Annotated in this window: 9 protein-coding genes and 4 pseudogenes; 7 read left to right on the forward strand and 6 right to left on the reverse strand. The window is 73.6% G+C overall.

The annotated features are described in order from the left end of the window. Positions 1–96: 96 nt before the first annotated feature. The 4 genes and pseudogenes from ACWCXX_RS26505 to ACWCXX_RS26520 all read right to left on the reverse strand — a co-directional run. Positions 97–1,166 (reverse strand): annotated as a pseudogene (locus ACWCXX_RS26505) (hypothetical protein). 18 nt (positions 1,167–1,184) lie between these two features. Continuing rightward, positions 1,185–1,662 (reverse strand): annotated as a pseudogene (locus ACWCXX_RS26510) (poly-gamma-glutamate biosynthesis protein PgsC/CapC); the annotation flags it as partial. Beyond that, positions 1,611–1,931 carry a hypothetical protein gene (locus ACWCXX_RS26515; RefSeq protein WP_451131383.1) on the reverse strand — a complete coding sequence of 107 codons (321 nt, stop codon included), beginning with the start codon at positions 1,929–1,931 and terminating at the stop codon, positions 1,611–1,613. The pseudogene ACWCXX_RS26510 and the gene ACWCXX_RS26515, both read right to left, overlap by 52 nt. 17 nt (positions 1,932–1,948) lie before the next feature. Continuing rightward, positions 1,949–2,053, reverse strand: a pseudogene (locus ACWCXX_RS26520) (FAD-dependent oxidoreductase); the annotation flags it as partial. A 132-nt stretch (positions 2,054–2,185) separates the two neighbouring features. Between ACWCXX_RS26520 and ACWCXX_RS26525 the strand changes: the two are divergent. Then, on the forward strand, positions 2,186–2,863 hold the full coding sequence (locus ACWCXX_RS26525) for a TetR/AcrR family transcriptional regulator (protein ID WP_451131385.1): 678 nt from the start codon (positions 2,186–2,188) through the stop codon (positions 2,861–2,863). A 252-nt stretch (positions 2,864–3,115) separates the two neighbouring features. On the opposite strand, the gene ACWCXX_RS26530 is transcribed toward ACWCXX_RS26525, so the two are convergent. After that, positions 3,116–4,003: a septum formation family protein gene (locus tag ACWCXX_RS26530; RefSeq protein ID WP_451131387.1), complete on the reverse strand. Its 888-nt coding sequence runs from the start codon at positions 4,001–4,003 to the stop codon at positions 3,116–3,118. Between the two features lie 382 nt (positions 4,004–4,385). Here ACWCXX_RS26530 and ACWCXX_RS26535 point away from each other — a divergent pair, with 382 nt between their 5' ends. The 6 genes from ACWCXX_RS26535 to ACWCXX_RS26560 all read left to right on the forward strand — a co-directional run bounded on the left by ACWCXX_RS26535 (position 4,386) and on the right by ACWCXX_RS26560 (position 19,447). Further along, complete coding sequence (locus ACWCXX_RS26535; protein WP_451131389.1) at positions 4,386–5,252, forward strand: DUF4132 domain-containing protein; 867 nt, start codon at positions 4,386–4,388, stop codon at positions 5,250–5,252. Beyond that, a complete protein-coding gene (locus ACWCXX_RS26540; protein ID WP_451131391.1) occupies positions 5,249–10,159 on the forward strand; it encodes a DNA-binding protein in 4,911 nt (1,636 codons plus the stop codon). The genes ACWCXX_RS26535 and ACWCXX_RS26540 overlap by 4 nt, the downstream gene beginning before the upstream one ends. 226 nt (positions 10,160–10,385) lie before the next feature. Continuing rightward, entirely contained in the window at positions 10,386–11,540 is a 1,155-nt protein-coding gene (locus tag ACWCXX_RS26545) for an ATP-binding protein (protein WP_451131393.1), read from the forward strand. Beyond that, positions 11,537–15,292 (forward strand): DUF5682 family protein, encoded by a 3,756-nt coding sequence (locus tag ACWCXX_RS26550; protein WP_451131395.1) that lies wholly within the window; start codon positions 11,537–11,539, stop codon positions 15,290–15,292. Before ACWCXX_RS26545 ends, ACWCXX_RS26550 begins: the two co-directional genes overlap by 4 nt. After that, positions 15,289–17,157, forward strand: a complete 1,869-nt coding sequence (locus ACWCXX_RS26555) for a hypothetical protein (RefSeq protein ID WP_451131397.1) — start codon at positions 15,289–15,291, stop codon at positions 17,155–17,157. Before ACWCXX_RS26550 ends, ACWCXX_RS26555 begins: the two co-directional genes overlap by 4 nt. 661 nt (positions 17,158–17,818) lie before the next feature. Beyond that, on the forward strand, positions 17,819–19,447 hold the full coding sequence (locus tag ACWCXX_RS26560; RefSeq protein ID WP_451131399.1) for an ABC-F family ATP-binding cassette domain-containing protein: 1,629 nt from the start codon (positions 17,819–17,821) through the stop codon (positions 19,445–19,447). Between the two features lie 310 nt (positions 19,448–19,757). Here the strand turns inward: ACWCXX_RS26560 and ACWCXX_RS26565 are convergent. Further along, positions 19,758–20,011, reverse strand: a pseudogene (locus tag ACWCXX_RS26565) (hypothetical protein); the annotation flags it as partial.

The following is a 20,011-nucleotide window of genomic DNA, read 5'->3' on the forward strand; positions in this document are numbered from 1 at the left end:
AGCTGCTCGGTGCTGCCGAGGCCGCTGCGGGAGCCACCGTCCCTGCAGTTGCCAGAAGAAGCGCACCGCCGAGAACCCCTGCCCATCTCCGGTAGATCATGAAAGTCCCTTCCCTGCTCGTCGCACCGTGTGCGGTCTCTGGAGTTCATGCGTCTCTACTGTGGCCCGTGCGAGCTCTCCGGTCCTTGGCAATGCGTGCAGACATTCATGGCATCCAGCGCACGGGCCCGGACAGACGTTCCGGGAAGCCTCCCGGCCCGTGCTTCCCCGGGCGTCGAGTTTGAAGAAGACGAGATCGCCCGGCTGCAGCTGGTCGATGGCTGTGGGGCGGTCCTTGACCGTGATGCCGGTGAGCGGCAGGACGTTCACACCCAGCCGGGAACGTGCCATGCCGTTGGCGGTGCGGGGCAGGCCGTCCCCCGACTTGTCCGACGACATCAGCGGGTAGCGCGCACGGTAGCCCAGGACCATGCGGATGAAACCGGAGCAGTCCAAGGAACGGGCCCGCATGGTTTCGGGGCTGCCGACGACACCGTCTCGGAACGGGTACGGAATGCCGAGGTAGTCGTAGAAGTCGGACTGTTCCAGGCGCAGGTCATTGCCCAGTGACCCGGCACTGTTCAGGGGACCGAAGTTCGCGTCGCCCGCGTATGGGACACCCTGGTCGTCCTTGCGCTGCGGTGCACCGGCCACGTACTGGAACGCGAAGCGAAGATGTCGTCCTCCTTGCTCGCGGTGGCTTTCTTGTACCAGTCCTTGAACCACTGCTTGTTCTCCGCGCCTTTGGACCAGGGCTTGGGCATGAAGCGGACCCAGTCGGTCGTGGAGACCTTGGAGGCTGTCGACGTCGGCTCCGCGAAAGTGCGGGCGGGGCCTGTCAGAGTCGCCGTCTGTGCCCCGTCGGTGAGGACTGCCTTGATCTGACCGTCCGCACTTCGCAGAACGCTGCGCGCCGGGTTCTCCAGCCGGGACCACCGTTCCCCGGACGTGTGCCGGGTCGGATCGGCCCGTCCGCCGAACCCGTCGAGTACGCCGACGTCGCGCACCTCGGTGACGCCCTGGTCCTCCTGCTTGCGCAGCTCCACGGTGAGGTATCCCGAGACCCCGACGAGTCCGAGGATCATGAGGCCCGACAGGAGCGGGCGCGACTTCTTCTTCGCGGTCATTGGTGTCCTCGATTCTCGGACGGCGGGCATGACGCCGAGCAGCAGGCCGGCGGCGACCACGATGGAGGCCATGAGGGAGACGGAGGCCGTCGCCAGGAGGGGCCCCTTGGGCTGTCGGACCAGCTGGTAAGCGATGAGGCCGGGGACGATGAAGCCGAGGGTCTGGTTGCCGTACAGCAGCGGGGAACTCGAGCGACAGGACGATCATCACCGTGGACTGCAGCAGGACGCCCAGCAGGACGACTGCGGCGAACAGCCGTTTTCCGTAGAGGATCACGAGGCGCTGCATGACCCGGGTGCCCGCATAGGTCAGCGCCGTGACCCCGACGACCACGGCCGCCCGCTGGAGGTCCTCGATGAGGGTCAGAGCGATCCAGCCCGGCGTGATCATGCCACCGGGGGAGAGGTTGGTGGTGAGGTAGCACAGCAAGGAGAAGAACAGACCTATGGCGATGCCCAGGGCGGCCATCTCGGGGGTCGGGGCGGCGGTGTCCACGGGGTGCGCTCCAGTTCGGTCTGCATACCGCTTCGGGCGGCCACCGGGCGCACGCCGTCGGCCACGAGCCGGGCCAGCGTCGGCACGAGCGGGGTCGCGAAGCGCCGCCAGGGGTCGCGGCCCGCGTTCTCGTCGTCCTGACAGCGCATGACGACCGGCCACTGGTCGGGGTCGTCGGATGCCGTGGTGTCCCAGTAGAGGGTGTCGGCGGTACGGGTGGCGTCGAAGGGAAGGACGCCGGGGGCGTCCCGTCGTCGTCCGGCGCCCACAGGCCGCCGGGCCGGTCGCCCCTCTCCAGAACGGTGACGTCCAGACCGTCGTCGAGCAGCGCCTTGGCCGAGGCCAGTCCCGCCGCCCCGGCGCCGATCACCGCAACCCTCGTCGAACCCATGCCGCGCCCACCTTTCTGCGAGGGCGCTCATTCAATCGAATGATGGAGAAGAGTGCAATCGTCTCTGACCTGCCCTTTCATCCTCCAGCAGCTGATTGAAACCGCTCCAGCACATCGGATAGCCTCGGGCACATGAGCACCCGTGCCGACGATGGAACCAGCCGAGAACGCATCCTGGAGGCGGCCACCCGGCTCTTCGCCGAGCGCGGGTACGACGCCACGAGCACCCGCGCGATCGGGGAGGCCGTCGGCCTCAACATCGCGACGGTCGCCTATCACGTGGGCGGGAAGTTCGAGCTGTACCGCGCGGTGATGCGCCGCGCCCACCTCGCTCAGCGGGACGTGGCCACCGCCGCACTGGAGCAACTGCGCGCCTGCGGCACGTCGGTCGACGAGACCCGTGCCGCGCTGCTCGGCTTCGTCGACACGTATCTCTCCTTCTGCCTGAGCCACCCCGAGGTCCCTGCGCTGTGGATGCGCCGCTGGCTCTCCGAGGGAGCCGAACTGGCGGAGATCGAGACGGAGTTCGCAGGCCCGCTCGTCGCGGAGGTCGCCGCCGGCGTCCGCACGGTGCTGGACCGCGCCGGTATCGGCGCCGGGGTCGACGTCGAGATGCTGGTCTTCACGATCGTCTGGACCACTCATTCCTTCCGCCAGGCCGGAGTCATCGACCCCGCCGGACGCCGCCTCGGCCCACGCGACCTGGCTGCACTCGACCGCTTCCGTCACCACCTGCACGCCGTCGTGACCGGGGTGCTGGACCACGGAGGAAGGGCCCCCGGCGAACTTCGGGCGGAAAAGCGCCGATGACCGACATCGGGACGCGACGCCGCGGAGCCGACGGCCGGGGCAGAGGCCGCGCCGCCCTCGCCCGTCCCCGGGGTGGCGAGGGCGGTGTCGCGGTTCTTCCGCAGGGACTGAAGGGGCCGGGCCGCGACATCGGGATCCCGACCGAGAAGACGGCCGATCCCGGTGACGGGGCCCCGGCGCCGTTCGGACGGTGCCGGGGCCGCCATCCGGCCGGATCCTCGACGGACACGGCCCCGCCGCTTTGACGGAGGGTCAGCCCGCCCAGACCTCGGCCTCGTCGGCCGGGACGGTGGTGGCCAGGCCCAGTTCCTTGCGGGCGGCAACCGACTTGCTCGGGTCGATGCCGGTGAACGCCGGGTCGTAGGAGACGTAGAACGTGTCGGCATCGGCGGCGTTCGCGGCCTTCTTCCAGTTCGCAGCCGCCTTCGTCAGCGTCGCGCGGAGCTTGCCGACCTCGGTGCCCTTGATGCCCTCCAGCCCCTTGAGGTGTGCGTCGAGGGCGGCCGCGACGGCCTTGGCCTGCGCCTTGTAGCCGGCCAGGTCGTCCTCGACGGTGTCCTTCTCGGACTGGTTCGCCCACAGGGCCTCGTAGACCGCGTTCGATCCCTTGAGGTACGTGGTCTGCTCGGGCTTGAGGGACTTCGCGGTGCCCAGCGAGCCGCTGAACGTGCCCTTCTCCGCGGTGTAGGTGCAGCTCACCGCGCGGTCACCCGTCACCCAGCTCTCCTTGGTCGGGGTGTAGTAGAAGAGGGCGACGCCCTTGGGGAGCGCCCAGGTGTCCGGGGCGTACTTCTGCGCCTCGACCGGGCAGCGGTTGTCCGCGATCGTCGAGACTCCGTCGTCGCCGGGGTACTCCTTGCCCTTGTCGATCGCGAACTCGCCGACGACCTGGCCCTGGTGCGCCTCGTCACAGGGCACGATCTCGACGGCGAACGCCGTCCCCTCGGCCTTGCCGTTCGGGTTGTAGCAGTCGCCGATGTCCAGCGAGAACACCGAGCGCTGACGAGCCACCTTCTTCGCGCCGTCCTTGGCGCTGTCGACGGCGTCGGAGACGTCCGAGCATCCCGCTGCACCGATCGCGAGCAGGGCAGCAATGGCGGATATGCCGCGAAGGGAACGATGCGGGGTACGGATTGCCATGACGTGTACATCCTCTTTAAGTGATCTTTATGAAGATTGCGCGCATCATATGACATTCCTGTGACACGGTTGCGCGAAGGCCCTCACCCCATCGCGGCACTTCTGACTCGCGGCGGGCCGCGAAGGTTGTATCCGGGCTGCTCGCAGCCGGGCAGTGCCCCGCTGACGTGCTGTCGGCCATCCCGCCTCCCGCAGTCCGGCGCGACGCCTGCCGCCCCCGGCAGCACCAGGATCCCTGCCGGGCCGTCGCGAGGGCACCGCGGACCGACCTGCGTTGTCAGTGGCCCTCGTTAGTCTCCCTCTCATATCGCAGTTCAGGGGCTTCGTGGCCCCTGGTTCGGGCTGCGCTGACATCTGATGGACAGGCGGAGGGGCACGGCTGATGGCGTGGCTGGCAGCGGGTGAGGGGTACGAGACCACCCTCGAGGACGGGCGTGTGGTCGCCCGGCGGGTCGGGGGGCGGCAGTTGAAGGCGCTGCCGAAGGCGTTGCGCGACAGTCCCGAGGTCGACCGGCTGAGGCAGCTGGCCGAGTGGCTGGACCGGCACGCGGCCTCGTGCGTGGCCCAGGTGGATGCCTGGATGGTGTCGTCGCTTCCGGTTCCGACCGAGCTGATCGCGCGGGTGTGGCCGGACGAGGCGTGGCAGGGGGCGCTGCGGGACATGGCCGTCGTGGGCGACGATCCGGACGAGGTCGGCTTCCTGCGGGACGTCACCGGCGACGGGGAGCTCAAGGTGGTCGACCTCGACGGTGAGACCGTGCGGCTGTCGCCGCGCACGGTGACGCTTCCCCACCCCGTCCTCCTGCCGGACCTGGACGACGTACGGGACTTCGCGGCCGACCTCGGCATCACCCAGAAGGTGGAGCAGATCCACCGGGCGACCTGGACCAGGCCGGACGGGCCGGATGCCGGGCGTCCGGAGACGGCGACGGAGGTACGGGACTACGCGGGCGGGAAGTTCGCCTCGCGGTTCGGTCTCGCGGCGCGCGCCACGACCCTCGGATACCGGGTCTCCGGTGGCTACGCCACGTGCAAGGTGCGTGATGGGGGTCGCAGCACGGAGGCGTCGGTGTGGATCGGCGAGCCGTACTGGGACGGGGAGTCGGAGACCGGCGGGCTGAGCTGGCACGACGAGGACGGCCGCGCGGTGCGGCTGACCGAGGTCGGTCCGGTGGCCTGGTCCGAGGGGATGCGCATGGCCGCTGCGCTGTACGCCGGCCGCACGATCGAAAAGGGTGGGGACGCATGACCGGGACGGTCGGTAACGACAACAAGGAACTGCTCGCGGCAGGCGCGGTCCTCCCGGCCGACGCACGGGGTGCGGGCCCCTCGGCGGTCGAGCTGACCGCGCGGGCCTATCGCCACGCGGTGCTCGGCGAGGATCGGGTCGTCGTGCGGCTGGCCGCGGCCGAACTGGGCCCCGCCGAGGACCTCGCCGCCGGCTTCCTCGGACTCGAACCGCAGGGCGAACCGGCCGTGGTCGGTCTCGGCCGGCGTCAGGAACTCGGCTTTCCCGAGTGGGTGCTGGTGCACCACCCCGAGGACGGGCACCACGCCCTGGCGGTCGTGCCGGAGCTGGACCGGCTGGCCCGGCAGGCCAAGACCAAGCCCAAGGCCGCCCTGGACGCCTGCCACGAGCTGGCCGGGCGGCTCGCCTCGGCCGTCCCGCACTTCCTGCCCGTCTTCTACGAGCAGGCCGCGCGGGTCTTCCTCGGCGTCGAGAACAGCACGTACGCCGGCCAGCTGTTCGGCCGTGCCCGCACGAGCGAGGCGCAGCACGGGCTGACGGTCGACGAGGACCGGCTCGACGCCCTGTTCCTGGAGTTCGCCCTGGCCGGCGCGCTGCCGGTGAAGGTCCTGACCGGTTACGGCAAGGACCTGTCGGCCCGGCTCGCGCCCGTCGAGGCGTACGAGCGGTTCCGGCGGCTGTGCGTGCGCCGGACCGCCGGCGGTCTCGCGCCGTCCGCCCAGGCCGCGGTGGAGCTGAAGCGGCTCGCCCGCGCCGCGGCCCTGTCCGGCAACGAGGCGGAGCAGGACTACCTCGCCGAGCTCCTTCCGCTGCCGGCCACCTTGCGGGCCGCCGCCGGCTGGTGGAAGTCGCACCGCGGCGCGCTGGTCGCGCTGGCCCGGCGCGTTCCGTCCGTGCGGGGCACGCTGCTGGCGATGATCCCGCCCGGGGACAACGGGGAGATGACCGAGCTGTGGCTGGGGATCCTGGCGGAGTCGGGGGCCGACGCCGGTCTCGTGGACGCCGACCTGCCGCAGGAGGAGCAGTGCTCCGACGGCGCGGCGGGCTGGCTGGAGCGCTTTCACGGCGCCCGGCACCGCGGTTGGGGGCCGCGCCCGACGCCGCCCGCCCTGCTGGAGCTGGTCGAGCGGGCGGCCGGCCGGCTGCGTGCCGATCTGGCGGCGCGGCCCGAGGGCGAGCGGTTCCTGCGGATCGGTGTCGAGGACGTGAACCTGCTGGACCTCCTGCTCTCGCTGGAGATCGCGGTCGCCGACCCCGAGGAGAAGTCCGCCCACCGGCGCGACAACGCCCTGAACCTGTCGGACTGGGCGCGCGGCGAGGAGCCGCGGGACCTGGTCGCGCTGGCGGCCGACCCGCGTTTTCGGCCCGCCTTCGGGCGCGGGGCGAACAGCTACAACAGCGCGTCCTCCGGCGCGGACGTGATGCGGCGGCTGGCCGCCTCGCCCGGCGGTCGCCCGATGCTCACCGAGTGGATGCGCGAGGTGGCCGCCTCGTCGGTGGCGGCCGGGCTGCCCGGACTGCCGAAGTCGATCGAGCGGCTTTCGTGGCTGCCCTCCGAGGCTCTCGCGCTCGCGCCGAAGGAGGTCGCGGCCGCGGCCGGCGCCGATCTCGGCGAGGTCCTGGCCCGCACGCTTCGGGGCGGTCTGTGGGAGGAGCTGCGCTGGCCGGCGTGGGAGGAGGCGCTGACGGAGCTGGCACCGGGGCCCCACACCACCGAGGGTCTGACGGTCGTCGAGGCCTGGCCGTATCTGATCGTGGCCAACGCGACGCAGGTGCGCGTCATCGACGCCGACTCCACCGTTCTCGTGCATGACCTGCGGGTGCCCACCACATCCGTGTGGCGGACGGGCTTCCACTACGTGGACGGCGCGTTGCTGGTGTTCTGGAGCACGTACGGTCGCGGCGAGTCGCAAGGCTACTGGCACACCGCGCCCGACACGGTGTTCGCTCTCGCCGGAGCCGACTCCTGGGCCATGCGTTCGGATCACCTCAGCCTGCAGTTGCCCGGCGGCGGCCGCACCACCGGCGGCGGCGTCCTCCACAGCGGCGACACGAAGCTGCCCGCGGAGCGCGCGCTGCTGTGCGACGGCACGTCGTACTGGGTGTGGCAGGACAGGGACGGGGAGGACAAGGGCGGCTGGCTCGAATACGACCCCGTGAGCGGTGCGTACGGCCGACGCTCACAGCCCGGTTTCCTCGCCGACGCGCTGCTGCGGCACGCCCCCGGGGCCGAGTTGGTGGCCGGCTCGTGCCTGCTGCGGCCCGCCCCGGAGGTGGCGGGTTCGGCCCGGGGGACGTCCGCGGACGGCCTCCTCGGCTGGCGGGTCGTGCGGCTGCCCGACGGCGGCCACCACGGCGAGGACACCACCGGACGGGTCGTCACCCTGCCGAAGGGCGCCGACCGGCCGGTCGCCGCGCTGACGTTCCCCGGCGACGACCGGCCACGGGCACTGACCCAGCAGTGGCGCGAGCTGTCCCTCAGCGACCCGGAGGGCACGGTCACGGCGTCGGCCCGGTGCGACCACCGCAACGAGCTGTACGCGACCGCGGCTCAGGCCCTGCCGCCGCTGCCGTACCTGCACATGCTGCGCGCACGTGATCCGCAGGGGTCGGCGGCGCTGCGGGGCGCCGACGCGGAGTCGGCCGGCGTCCTGCTGAAGGCGGCCGTGCTCGCGGAGCGGGCGGCGGACCTGCCCGAGCTGGTGAGCGCCGCGCTGCCGCAGATCTCGGCACCCGAGCTGGTCGCGGGCGTGGTGAAGGTGCTGCGCTTCGCGGTACGACAGCAGAAAGCGCTGGACGCCGTGGCCGCACGGCTCGACCCCGCCGCCGAGCCCACGGAGGCCCGGGTCCAGGGACCGAGCGACCACGTGCTCGCCAAGGCGCTGAACGGCATCGTCGACACCGGCTACTACCGCTACGGCGCGGACAGCGATGTGACGTGCCGCTATCTGGAGACGCTGGCGTCCGTGCGCGCGGACAGGGCCGCCACGGCGCTGCCGGGCCGGCTGCACTTCGATCTGCCGTCACTGCCCTACTCGGGCCTGCCGTTCGCCTCGCTCCTGGACGAGCCGGCCGCGATCGCCTACCGGGCCGTCGCGCCCGGCAGCGACCCGGCACACCGGGCAGCCCTGCTCGAAGTCCTCGACCGGTTGGACGCGCTGGGGCTGGCCTCGACGGCGGCCTCGGCCGGTCACTGGCGCCGGGTCCTGGTCCGCCTGGCCACGCCCCACCTGCACACGCCGGACGGCCAGCGGCGCAATGTCGCGCACCGCAGTGTGCTGCCCCTGGGCGGCGGTGCCGTGCTCGGCATCACCGAGCACAACTCCAGCATCGACGACGGATGGGAGTTCGGCGCGCTGCTCCACGACCCGAGCGGCCGTTTCGAGGCGCCCGGCCCCTACACCGTGAGCAGTGACGCGCCGGTGGGCGACCGGGTGCGCGGCGCCGACTGGCTGACCGGCTTCCTCGGGGAGGCGCGGTCCCGCGAGGCGGCGCCCTTCCTGCCGGGGGCCGCCGACGAGTTCAGCCGCCTCACCGGTGTGTCAGGGGCGCTTGCCCGGATCGTTCTCGCGGGCATGCCCGACGTGGACAGCTGGGAGAACAACTTCCTGCCGACCGAACTGCGCAAGGTGCTCGGGCTGAAGGTGGCCGAGGCGGGACACGCCCGCGACGAACTGCGCGCGCTCCCGGTCGAGGTACGCCGGGCGGTGCTCGCGGCGCTCCTGCCCGACGACCCGGCACGACTGTGGAGCGAGGGACCGGACGCGGCGTCGGCAGCCGCCGTGTGGAACGAGAAGGTGGGACGGCGCCGACAGGTGCCCGACTGGCTGGCAACGGAGGCCGCGCGCGCCGCGCGCAGCGGCTGGCCCGTGCACCGGGCGCTCCCGGCGCTGCTCGACCCGGCGGGGTCGCCGGAACTCGGCGTCGACGTGCCGTGGCGCATCGAGGGCGATCACCCGGCGACGGCGACCCCCGCAGATGCGCCGTTCACCTCGGCGGTGCTGGCCGGCTCGATGAGCCTGCTGGGCTGGCTGGCCCACCGGCTGCCCGCCGGCGATCCGGTACGGGCGGCGCTGCCGAGTGCGCTGACCGCCGTGCGTCAGCGTCTTGCGGCCCCCGAACTGCTGCTGTCCGTGGGGCACTACACGAGCCTCGCGGACTTCCGGAAGGTGGCCGGCACGCCGACGGAGACGGCTCCGGACCACGAGCGGTACGGCGCGGTGCTCATGGCCACGCAGGACGGCCAGCCGCAGCCGGCCGTCCGGCCCACCCTGCTGGACTCAACCGGGTCCGACCCGTACCTGGTGGCGCTGCGCGGCGCCGATCAGCAGCCGACCGGGGTCGAGACGGCCCTGCGGCGGGCACACGACCCGGCGTTCGCACGACTCCTCGCCGACCCGGGCGCGCCCGCGGCCGGCACGGCGGACGACGAGGGCCTGTGGTGGCCGCAGGATCCGTCGCGTTCGGTGCCCGAGCTGGTGGCCGAGGTGTCCGAGGCGCGCGGTCTGGGAGCCGATGCGGCGACGCTGTACCTGATGCTGCTGGCCATGCCCGACCCGACGGACCGCAACACCGCGCGCTGGACGGGGTGGAAGCCGGCCCGGCTCAAGGCGGCGCGGGCCGAACTGGCCGAGACCGACCTGGTGGTGTCGGTCGTACGGGCCAGGGCGGGACGCTCGCTGGTCCTGCCGGGCGCCTGGGCGGAGCAGTCGGCGCCCGTTCTGCCCGTCGAGCAGTGGAAGCTGCCGATGTACGGGGTGGCCGCGGGCGGCCGGCCGGTGCTGGGCACCCTGGTGCCGACCGAACCGGCCGCGGAACTGTTCACCCGGGCCTGGCAGCGGATCCTCGACGGCGACCTCCCGCGCTTCGAGGAGCTGAAGGTGCGGCGTACGAGGCGCCGCCGCTGAGGCACCGTCACCGATCCGCCGTCAAACAACACTTGAGCTACCGTCACCGATCCACCATCGAACGGTACTTGAGTCACCGTCACCGACCCGCCGTCGAACGGCATCCGAGCCGCTGCTGACCGGCCGCCCGTCGTCAGCACGGTGCGGCGCACCCGCCCCGGGTGCGCCGCACCGGTTCCCGTCCCCGTACGCACGCACCTGTCGCACCATGACGAAGGAAACCCGCATGACCGTCACCGAACAGACCGCCCCCGTCCGGCAGGGCCGGCCGGCCGAGGAGCGCCACGCCGCCGAACTCGCCTTCCTCGCCGCCCAGGACCCCGGGCCGCGGCCGCCCGGCTGGGCGCTCACCCCGCGCGCGGTCGTCACGTTCGTCTGCGGCAGCGACGGCGTGGAGCTGGCCCTGCCCCGGCGCCGCGCCGGTCTGCCGTCGAAGCTGGCGATCGCCCCGAAGTTCGTCGGCGAGCGCGCGCTGGTCGAACGCTGTGTGGTCACCCTCGCCGGAGAGCGCGGGCTGCTCCTCACCGGCGAGCCCGGCACGGCCAAGTCGATGCTGTCGGAGCTGCTCGCGGCCGCCGTCAGCGGGACCAGCGCCCTGACCGTGCAGGGCACGGCGGGCACCACCGAGGACGCGTTCCGCTACGGCTGGAACTACGCCCTGCTGCTCGCCCAGGGCCCCACCCCGCAGGCCCTGGTGGACTCCCCGGTCCTCGCCGCCATGCGAGCCGGACGGGTGGTGCGGGTCGAGGAGATCACCCGCTGTCTGCCCGAGGTCCAGGACGCCCTCGTCTCCATCCTGTCGGACCGGCGGATCAGCGTGCCCGAGCTGACCTCCACCGAGGACGCAGTCGTCCGCGCCGCCCCCGGCTTCACCGTCATCGCCACCGCCAACCTGCGCGACCGGGGCGTCTCCGAGATGTCGGCCGCCCTCAAACGCCGCTTCAACTTCGAGACCGTCGACCCGATCGCCGACGCCGACGCCGAAGCGGTCCTGATCCGCCATCAGGCCGTCGCCGCCGTGCAGCGGGCGGGCGCGGCCTTCGCCGTCGACGACGCCGTCCTGGACGCCCTCGTCACCGTCTTCCGCGACCTGCGCTCCGGCCGGTCCACCGAGGGCTGGGACGTGGAGCGGCCGGGCACGGTCATGTCCACCGCCGAGGCCGTGCAGGTGGCGGCCTCGCTGGGGGTCGCGGCCGCCTATCTGCCCGGCGGGGACGTCCTCGACCTGCTGCCGGGGCATCTGCTCGGCGTGGTCCGCAAGGACGACCCGGCCGACCACGCACGACTCCTCGGCTATTGGGACGGCCCGGTGCGCCGCCGCGCCGAGAACGGCTCGGCGATGTGGCGCCGGCTCTGGGACCTGCGCGGGAGCCTGCGTTGACGACCGTCGATCCACGGACGGCCGTGGACGCACTGGCCGCATCGCGTGCGCCGTACCTGCTGGGAGTGCGCCACCACAGTCCGGCGCTGGCCGCGGTGGTACCCGCCCTGCTGGAAGAGGCGCGGGCCGAGGTGGTCTGCGTCGAGCTGCCGGCCGACTTCCAGCCCTGGCTGGAGCACCTGGCGGACCCCGAGACGGTCGCCCCGGTCGCCCTGGCCGGGGCGGGCGAGGGCGGACGGCTCTCGTTCTACCCGTTCGCGGACTTCTCGCCGGAGCTCGCCGCGGTCCGCTGGGCCAGGAGCCGCGGGGTGGAGGTCGTGTGCTGCGATCTTCCCCTGGGCGATCCCGGCTGGTCGGCGGCGGCGCTCGGTCCGGTGCGGGAACCGGACGGGAGCGGAGATGTACGACCGGAGACCGATGCGGCCGAGGAGACCGAGGGGGCCGCAGGTGCTGCGGGCGCCCTCGGCGCAGGGCCCGGCGCGGCTCCCGGTGACGGTCCGGTGCGGCGCTCGTACGCCGAAGCGCTCACCGCCGCCGGTACGGGCCGGGACGGTGACGACCTGTGGGACCGCGCGGTGGAGGTCCTGGCTCCGGGGTGTGTTCCGGAGGCGGTGCGCCGAGCAGCACTGGGCGTGGGCTGGGCCCTGCGCGCCGACGCCGCCGTACCGGCCACCGATCTGGCGCGGGAGGAACGGATGCGGCAGGTGATCGCCTCCGCCTCGGCGGGCGGGCGCCGGGTGGCAGCCGTGATCGGCGCCTTCCACGCACCCGCGCTGCTCGGGTCCGCGGGCGTGGAGGCGCGGCCGGAGGGCGTCCTGGACGCTACGGAGCGAGCGGCCGTCCCGGACCGGGCCGGGTCGGGCGGTGCGGGCTCCCGTGCGGCGGGGTCCGGTACGGACGCGGCAAGGCCGGGGCCCGCCGCAGGCGGCGGGGAGGGCGGCACCGCAACGACCGAGGGCTCGGCGGTGACCTCCCTCGTGCCGTACTCCTTCGACCTGCTCGACTCCCGGTCCGGCTACCCGGCCGGAATCCGCGACCCGTTGTGGCAGCAGGCGGTGCTCACCGCCGCCGGTGACCCGGAACGGATCCGGGAGGCGGCCGCCGACGCGGTGACCGGCCTGTGCCGCGAGATGCGCCGCGGCGGTCACACCGCCGGGACCGGCGAGGCCGCCGAGACGCTGCGCCTGGCCTGCGACCTGGCCGCACTGCGCGGACTGCCCGCGCCCGGCCGCGGCGAACTCCTGGAGGCCGTCACCACCGTCCTCGGCCAGGGCGAACCCCTCGGCCGGGGCCGGGCCCTGGCCCGCGCGCTGGAGGCCGTGTTCGTCGGCACCGCACGCGGCCGGATCGGCCCGCACGCCCCCCGGTCCGGTCTCGGCCCCTCGGTCGAGGCCGAACTCGCGGAACTGCGGCTGCCCCGACCGGACGACCCCGACCGCCGCGACCTGCGCCTCGACCCGCTCCGTTCACCGCTGGACGGCCGCCGCGAAGTACTGCTCCAGCGGCTGCTGGTGATCGGCGCCTCGTACGGCGAACCCCTGGACGTGGCGAGCACGGGCGACGGCACCGCGCTCGGCACCAAGTGGCGTCTGACGTGGACGCCGTCCGTGCCCGCACGCCTCGACCTCGCGGGCGTGCGCGGGGTGACCGCGGCCCAGGCCGCCGCCGGCACGCTCGCCGCGACCGCGCGCCACGAGGCCGCCGAGGGCGGCCCCACCCCCGCCCAGATCCTCACCGGGCTGACCGCCGCCGCGCGCTGCGGCCTGCCCGAACTGGTCGACGCACGCCTGTACGAGGCCTCCGCCGTGCTGCCCGACAGCGCCGACCTGCCCGAGCTCCTCCAGGCCCTGGACCTGCTGGAGGGACTGCGGCGCGGCCACTACCCCGACACGACGCAGGACGCCCGCACGACGGCCGGTGCGCTCACGGAGGAACTCCTCGAGGCCGCGGTCCGGTCCCTGCCCGGCCTCGCCGGGAGCGACAGCGGCGCCGACGCCGCGGCGCTGGTGGCGCTGGCGGACCGGACGGCCGCCCGGCATCTGGGCCTGCGACTGGACAGGGCGCTCGCCGAGCTGGCGGCCGAGGGCTCCCCGCTCATCCAGGGCGCGGCCCTGGCCGTACGCGTGCTGCTCGACCTGGACGACGCGGCCGGGCTGGGCGAGCGTACGGCCGGCTGGATCGACGGGGCCACGGCTCCGGACACGCGCCGGGCGCTGGCGAAGCGCCTCGCCGGGCTGCTCACGGCCGCAGGCCCCCTGCTCCAGGCGTCGCCGGACGCGCTCGCCGCGCTCATGGACCGGGTCGACACGCTGGCCGACCAGGACTTCCTCGACCGGCTCCCGGCCCTGCGCGGCGGCTTCGACACGCTGGCCCCGGCCGCGCGCGACAGGCTGCTCACCACCGTGACGGAGCGGCTCGGCGACCGGCTCGACCTGTCACTCGACGCCCCGCCCGAGCTGCTGGCCCTGTGGGCGGCGGCCGACGCGGCCGGATCGGCAGCGCTGAAGGCCCTGGGCCTGCCGGGCGCGGACACCGACGCAGGAACGGACCGGGGCCCGGACCCGGCCGACAACCCCCGCCCCGTACCCCCGGCCGCGGCGGACCGCACCGCCGCGGACGAGGCGGACCGGCGGCTCGGCCGTGCCGACCGCTGGCGGCTGCTGCTCGGCCGCCACAAGGAACGCCTCACCGCCGACGCCCGCCGCTACGCCCACGCCCTGGACGAGCTCTACGGCCGCGGGCGCGGCGAGGGCGCCCAGGACCTGGACGGCGGCGCACCCGGTCAGGGCGGCGGCCAGGACCCGTCCTTCCCCACCGCGCGGGAATGGGCACAGGAACTGGAGGCCCTCTTCGGCACCGACGTACGCGAGGAGGTCCTCGCGGAGGCCGCCGACACGGGTCGCACCGACGTGCTCGCGCAGCTCGATCCGGCGTCGGTACGCCCGTCGGTGGAGCTGCTCGGTTCGGTGCTGTCCCTGGCCGGAGGCATGCCCGAGGCCCAGCTCGCCCGGCTGCGTCCGCTGGTGAAGCGGCTCGTCGACGAGCTGTCCCGGCAGCTGGCCACCCGCCTGCGCCCGGCACTCACCGGTCTGGCCACCCCGCGCCCGACCCGACGGCCCGGCAGGCGCCTCGACCTCGCCCGTACCCTGCGGGCCAATCTCGCCCACACCCGGCGGACGGCGGACGGCCGGCTCGTCGTCGTACCGGAGCGCCCGCTGTTCAGCACGCGGGCGAGCAAGGAGGCGGACTGGCGCCTGGTCCTCGTCGTCGACGTCTCCGGCTCGATGGAGGCGTCGGTGATCTGGTCGGCGCTGACAGCCGCGGTCCTCGGCGGGGTTCCGACACTGTCCACGCACTTCCTGGCCTTCTCCACGCAGGTGATCGACCTGACCGACCGGGTCGAGGATCCGCTGTCGCTGCTGCTGGAGGTCCGGGTGGGCGGCGGTACGCACATCGCGGCCGGTCTCGCGCACGCGCGTTCGCTGATCACCGTGCCGAGCCGCACGCTGGTCGTCGTGGTCAGCGACTTCGAGGAGGGCGCACCGCTCGGCGGGCTGCTGGGCGAGGTCCGTGCCCTGGCGTCCTCCGGCGCCCACCTGCTGGGCTGCGCCGCGCTCGACGACACCGGCACGCCGCGCTACTCGGTGTCCGTGGCGCGCCAACTCGTCGCGGCCGGTATGCCGGTGGCCGCCCTCAGCCCGCTCGAACTCGCCCGCTGGGTGGGCGACCGCCTCCGTGGAGAAACCCGTTGAGTACCGAACTCCTGCCTCCCGTCGCCCCCGACGTCCTCGCCGACGCCGTGGAGCAGCTCAGCGCACGGCTGCGCAAGAAACTCGACGCGGCGATCTCGGGCTGCGCCGACCAGGCCTCCGCCACGGCCGACGGAGCGGTCGAGGTCCACTTCGGCGAGGACGCCGCGGTCACGCTGCGCCCGGGTCCGTCCGGCACGGTCACGAACGCGGAACAAGCCGTGTGCACCTGCCTGTTGGCCCCACGCTGCCTGCACCGGGCCGCGGTCCTGGGCGCGGCACCCATCGCCGATGGGGAGGGCGACGCGGGCGGGGGCGACGACTCGGGAACGGGCAAGGCCGCAGACTCGGGCACGGCCTCCGGCACGGGCGCGGGCGCCGAGGAGGCCGCACCCACAGCCCCCGCCGAAGTCGCGGCCACGGCGGCCCCGCCGGCCGCCCTCACCGCGGCGCAGGTCCTGGCCGCCACGGCGCTGTGGGACGCCGCCGCCGAGGCCCTGTCCGTCGGCGTCACGGCGGGCGGCGCCGTGGTGCAGGCCGAACTGCTCCGCGCCGCCCACACTGCGCGGCTGGCCGGCCTGCCACGGGCCGAAGCGGCCGCGCTGAGAGTCGTACGGGGCCTGAGGGCCGCGCGGGAGCGGAGCGCGGGACAACGTCTCGCCGACCTCACCGGAGCCTTCCGCGAGCTGCTGGCCGGCACCGCCCTGCTCGCCTCCGGGTCGGCCGACACGGAGGCGGCGGGCCCCGCGCGCCGGGTCTACGAACGGGGCGGCAGCCTGCGGGTGTACGGCCTGTGCCGGGAGCCGGTGCTGTCCGCGACGGGGTACGGCGGGGTGACCACGCACCTGGTCGGTTCGGACGGCGCCGGTTACTCGGTGTTCGACGTGCGCCCCGGTGGCCTCGCCCGCGTGAAGGGTGCGGGGTCCGCGTCCGTGGCGCTCGGCGGTGCCGTCCTCGACCACGCCGGGCTGGCGCGCGGGGGTCTGCGGATCGTCGGCGCGACCGTCTCCGCGGACGGGCGGCTCGGGGCAGGGCGGGGGGTCGCCGCGACGCCACTGCGCGGGGTGGACTGGTCCGAGGAACCCGCCGCCGACCTCTTCACCCGACCGGTGCGGGAGGCGATGGCCGCCGTGCTCGCCGACGGCACGCCCGAGGCGGGTGGGCCCGGCGGTACGGGGTCGGGTCTGCTGGGCTGCGACGTCGAGGTGATCGGTGCGGCCGGCGACTCCGTCGTCGTCCGCGTCGTCGGTGAGGGACCGCTGCTGCGGCTTCGCCCCGCACACCCCCACCCGGAGCTGCCGCACGCCGCCAACCTGCGCCGGATCGCCGAACACCCGGGGCTCGCCCTGCGTGTGCTCGGCCGCCCCGACCTGGACCGGGCGGCGACGCTCCGGCCGCTGGCGGTCGGTCCGGTGCCGGGGAAGGCCGCCACGCTGCGGCTGCCGGAAGCGTGGAAGGGCCGTGCCGACCTGGGCTACGACCGGCTCCAGGGCGAGCACTTCCCCCGCGGGACGGCAAGATCCGCTGACCGGGGGCCGGTCACCGCGGGCCCCGACCCGCTGGCGGAGGCACCGCTGTGGCGTGTCCGGCGCCTGCTGGAAACGGGCGTCGCGGGCGGTCGCCGTGCCGTGGCCGAGGCGGGCCGGGGGACGGACACGGCCTCGCTCCTCGCCCGCCTGACCCGGGCGGAACTCGGCGTGGCGGCCCACCTCGCCCAGGCCCTGACAACGGAGGCGACCCGCCGCCCCCGCGACGCCTTCGGCCGCCTGACCGACCCCTCGGCCGACGCCTACGCGAGGGCCTGGCTCGCCTCGGCCGTGCACCTGGCGGCTGCGGAACGTTCGCTGGTGGCCGCGTCCTGGTCGTGACCTGCCGCCGAGCCCGCCGGGCCGCCCGGCCCCGGGCGCACCGGAGAGGCAAGGGCAACCGCACCTCTCTGCAGGCGTGATCGTTTCCTCGTGGACCCGGGGCGAGGCATGGCGGGCCGGTTCTCGATTGCTTCCGGGAGGGGATGCCGGTCGCAGAGCGGGACGCGCACCACCTCGGGCGCCAGGCCCCGCCCGAACCCGTCCGCGAGGTCTACGAGGTGGAGCGCGAGACGTATTGGAACCCAGTGAGGGGGAACTCGCCCTCGCCTGTCCCGACGGCCCCCGGTGCCGACGGCCTGGACACCGCGGAGCGTGATCAGGGCCCCGGCGTCCAGGGCATCGGCGGGGCGGGGCACTCGAAAAGGACGTTGACAGTGCGAGCCGGCGTCCTGCTACGTTGTGGGGGCTTCTGTTGCCGCCGATTGGAGAAGGACGTTGCTCGTCTGAGGTCCTGAGACACCGTGTCCCCCTGTCCATGTGGGGATGCCGCGTGCGACCTCGGCGTCAGAGCCGTCCTTGCGGAGCAGGGCTTTTGGTATTGTCCCGCGCTCCTCGGGCGTCACCTCGCTCCTGTCGATCTTCTGCCGACGGCGGGTCGCCGCCTCCCGGTGTCTCGATACACGTTTGCCCTGACCACATCACGCAACCGTGGAGACCCCGTATGGCTCATTCCGTCACCTGTACGTCCCTGTCCTTCGCCTGGCCCGACGGCACAACCGTCCTTGAGGGACTCGACGCCGCCTTCGGCCCCGGAAGAACCGGGCTGGTCGGCGTCAACGGGTCGGGTAAATCAACCCTGTTGAAACTGATCGCAGGCAGGCTCGCCCCGGCCGACGGCACCGTCCGCGTGGCCGGCACCATCGGCTACCTCCCGCAGAACATCACGCTCGACACCACCATGCGGGTGGACGAGGCGCTCGGCGTCGCCGACCGGCGGGCCGCGCTGCACGCCATCGAGTCCGGAGACGTGGCCGAGGAGCACTTCGAGACCGTCGGCGACGACTGGGACGTCGAGGAACGCGCCCTCGCCGCCCTCGGGGAACTCGGCCTCGGGCACATCGGCCTCGACCGCACCGTCGGCGAGGTGTCCGGCGGCGAATCCGTGCTGCTCGGGCTCGCGGCGCTGCTGCTGCGCCGCCCGGACGTCCTGCTGCTGGACGAACCGACCAACAACCTCGACCTGTACGCGCGGCGGCGGCTCCACGCGGCCGTCGCCTCCTGGCCGGGCGTCATGATCGTGGTCAGCCACGACCGGGAGCTGCTGGAACTCGTGGACCAGGTCGCCGACCTGCGCGCGGGCGGCATCACCTGGTTCGGCGGCAGCTTCTCGGCGTACGAGGAGGCCCTCGCCGTCGAGCAGGAGGCCGCCGAGCGCATGGTCCGCGTCGCGGAGGCCGATCTGCGCAAGCAGAAGCGCGAACTGGTCGACGCCCAGGTCAAGTTGGCCCGCCGCAAGCGGTACGGCCAGAAGATGTGGGACCAGAAGCGCGAACCAAAAGTGGTCATGGGGCTGCGCAAACGCGCGGCGCAGGAGTCCGCGGGCAAGCACCGGGTGATGCACGAGGAGAGGCTGGCCGAGGCCAAGGAACGGCTCGACGACGCGGTGGAGGCCGTGCGGGACGACGACGAGATCCGCGTCGACCTGCCGTACACCGCCGTGCCGCCGGGCCGGTCGGTGCTGACGCTGCGCGATCTGGAGCTGGTGCACGGTGCGCGCGTGGCCGGCGGGTACGACCTGCACGGCCCCGAGCGCATCGCACTGGTCGGGCGCAACGGCGCGGGCAAGACGACGCTGCTGCGCACCATCGTCGGGGAGCTGGCTCCGGTGTCGGGCGAGGCGACGGTGCATGTGCCGGCACGGTTCCTGCCGCAGCGGCTGGACCTCCTCGACGGAGAGCTGAGCGTCGCGGAGAACGTGGCCCGTTTCGCGCCGGACGCCACCAACAACCTGATCAGGTCGCGGCTGGCCCGCTTCCTGTTCCGGGGCGCCCGCGCCGACCAGAAGGCGGCGACCCTGTCCGGCGGCGAGCGGTTCCGGGCGGCGCTGGCAGCGCTGATGCTGGCCGATCCGGCGCCGCAGCTGCTGCTGCTGGACGAGCCGACGAACAACCTGGACCTGGTGAGCGTCCGGCAGCTCACCACGGCCCTGGAGTCGTACGAGGGCGCGCTGCTGGTGGCCAGCCACGACCTGCCGTTCCTCGCCTCGCTGGGCATCACCCGGTGGCTGCTGCTGGAGGAGGGAGAGCTGACGGAGACCACACCGGAGGCGGTGGGCGCCATGGACGACTGACGCGGCCCGCAGCGAACGGCCGGCCCGGTGCGCGGCGGCCGGTGGAGGAATCGGAAGGGAAGGCGAGGGGATTTCTTCCTCGTGGGGGCGATCGTGCTCGCCCCGCGGCGGCCTGTTCGGTCTTCGGTTCCGCGCCGCCGGGCCGGTCCCGCGGTGGCACGCCGACCTCGGCCGACTCGGCACGTGCCGGTGGTGATCTGTGGGCTGGGCGGACAGCCGGTGCCCCACGGACTGGGGCTCGCACCCTCCCCGCGGGGTGCGGGCTCCAGTCAGTGGCCGGCTGTCGTGCCCACCCCGGTCGCGTGGGAGATCAGCAGGTCGCGGTGGCCGTGTCCTCGGCCGGCCCCTCGGCATCGTCGTCGAAGGTCATCTCCGGCGCCGGGCGGCGGAAGCCCCTGGTGAGGAACGCCAGGTAGACAATGCCGATCACCAGCCACACCGCACCGATCGTGAGGGCCGTGTCACCTAATACTCCAGTCAGATTTCGTGTCCTGAGCTGCTGGTTATCGTTGTTCGGGTATGGACGTGATACCTGAAGTCGATTGCTGGAAGGTCGAGTTGGAG

This window comes from Streptomyces sp. NPDC001732 (genome assembly GCF_053596315.1).

Excerpts from the sequence above, each read along its gene's own strand:
- ACWCXX_RS26525 (WP_451131385.1), top strand. The coding sequence starts at position 2,186 with ATGAGCACCCGTGCCGACGATGGAACCAGCCGAGAACGCATCCTGGAG.
- ACWCXX_RS26530 (WP_451131387.1), bottom strand. The coding sequence starts at position 4,003 with ATGGCAATCCGTACCCCGCATCGTTCCCTTCGCGGCATATCCGCCATT.
- ACWCXX_RS26535 (WP_451131389.1), top strand. The coding sequence starts at position 4,386 with ATGGCGTGGCTGGCAGCGGGTGAGGGGTACGAGACCACCCTCGAGGAC.
- ACWCXX_RS26540 (WP_451131391.1), top strand. The coding sequence starts at position 5,249 with ATGACCGGGACGGTCGGTAACGACAACAAGGAACTGCTCGCGGCAGGC.
- ACWCXX_RS26545 (WP_451131393.1), top strand. The coding sequence starts at position 10,386 with ATGACCGTCACCGAACAGACCGCCCCCGTCCGGCAGGGCCGGCCGGCC.
- ACWCXX_RS26560 (WP_451131399.1), top strand. The coding sequence starts at position 17,819 with ATGGCTCATTCCGTCACCTGTACGTCCCTGTCCTTCGCCTGGCCCGAC.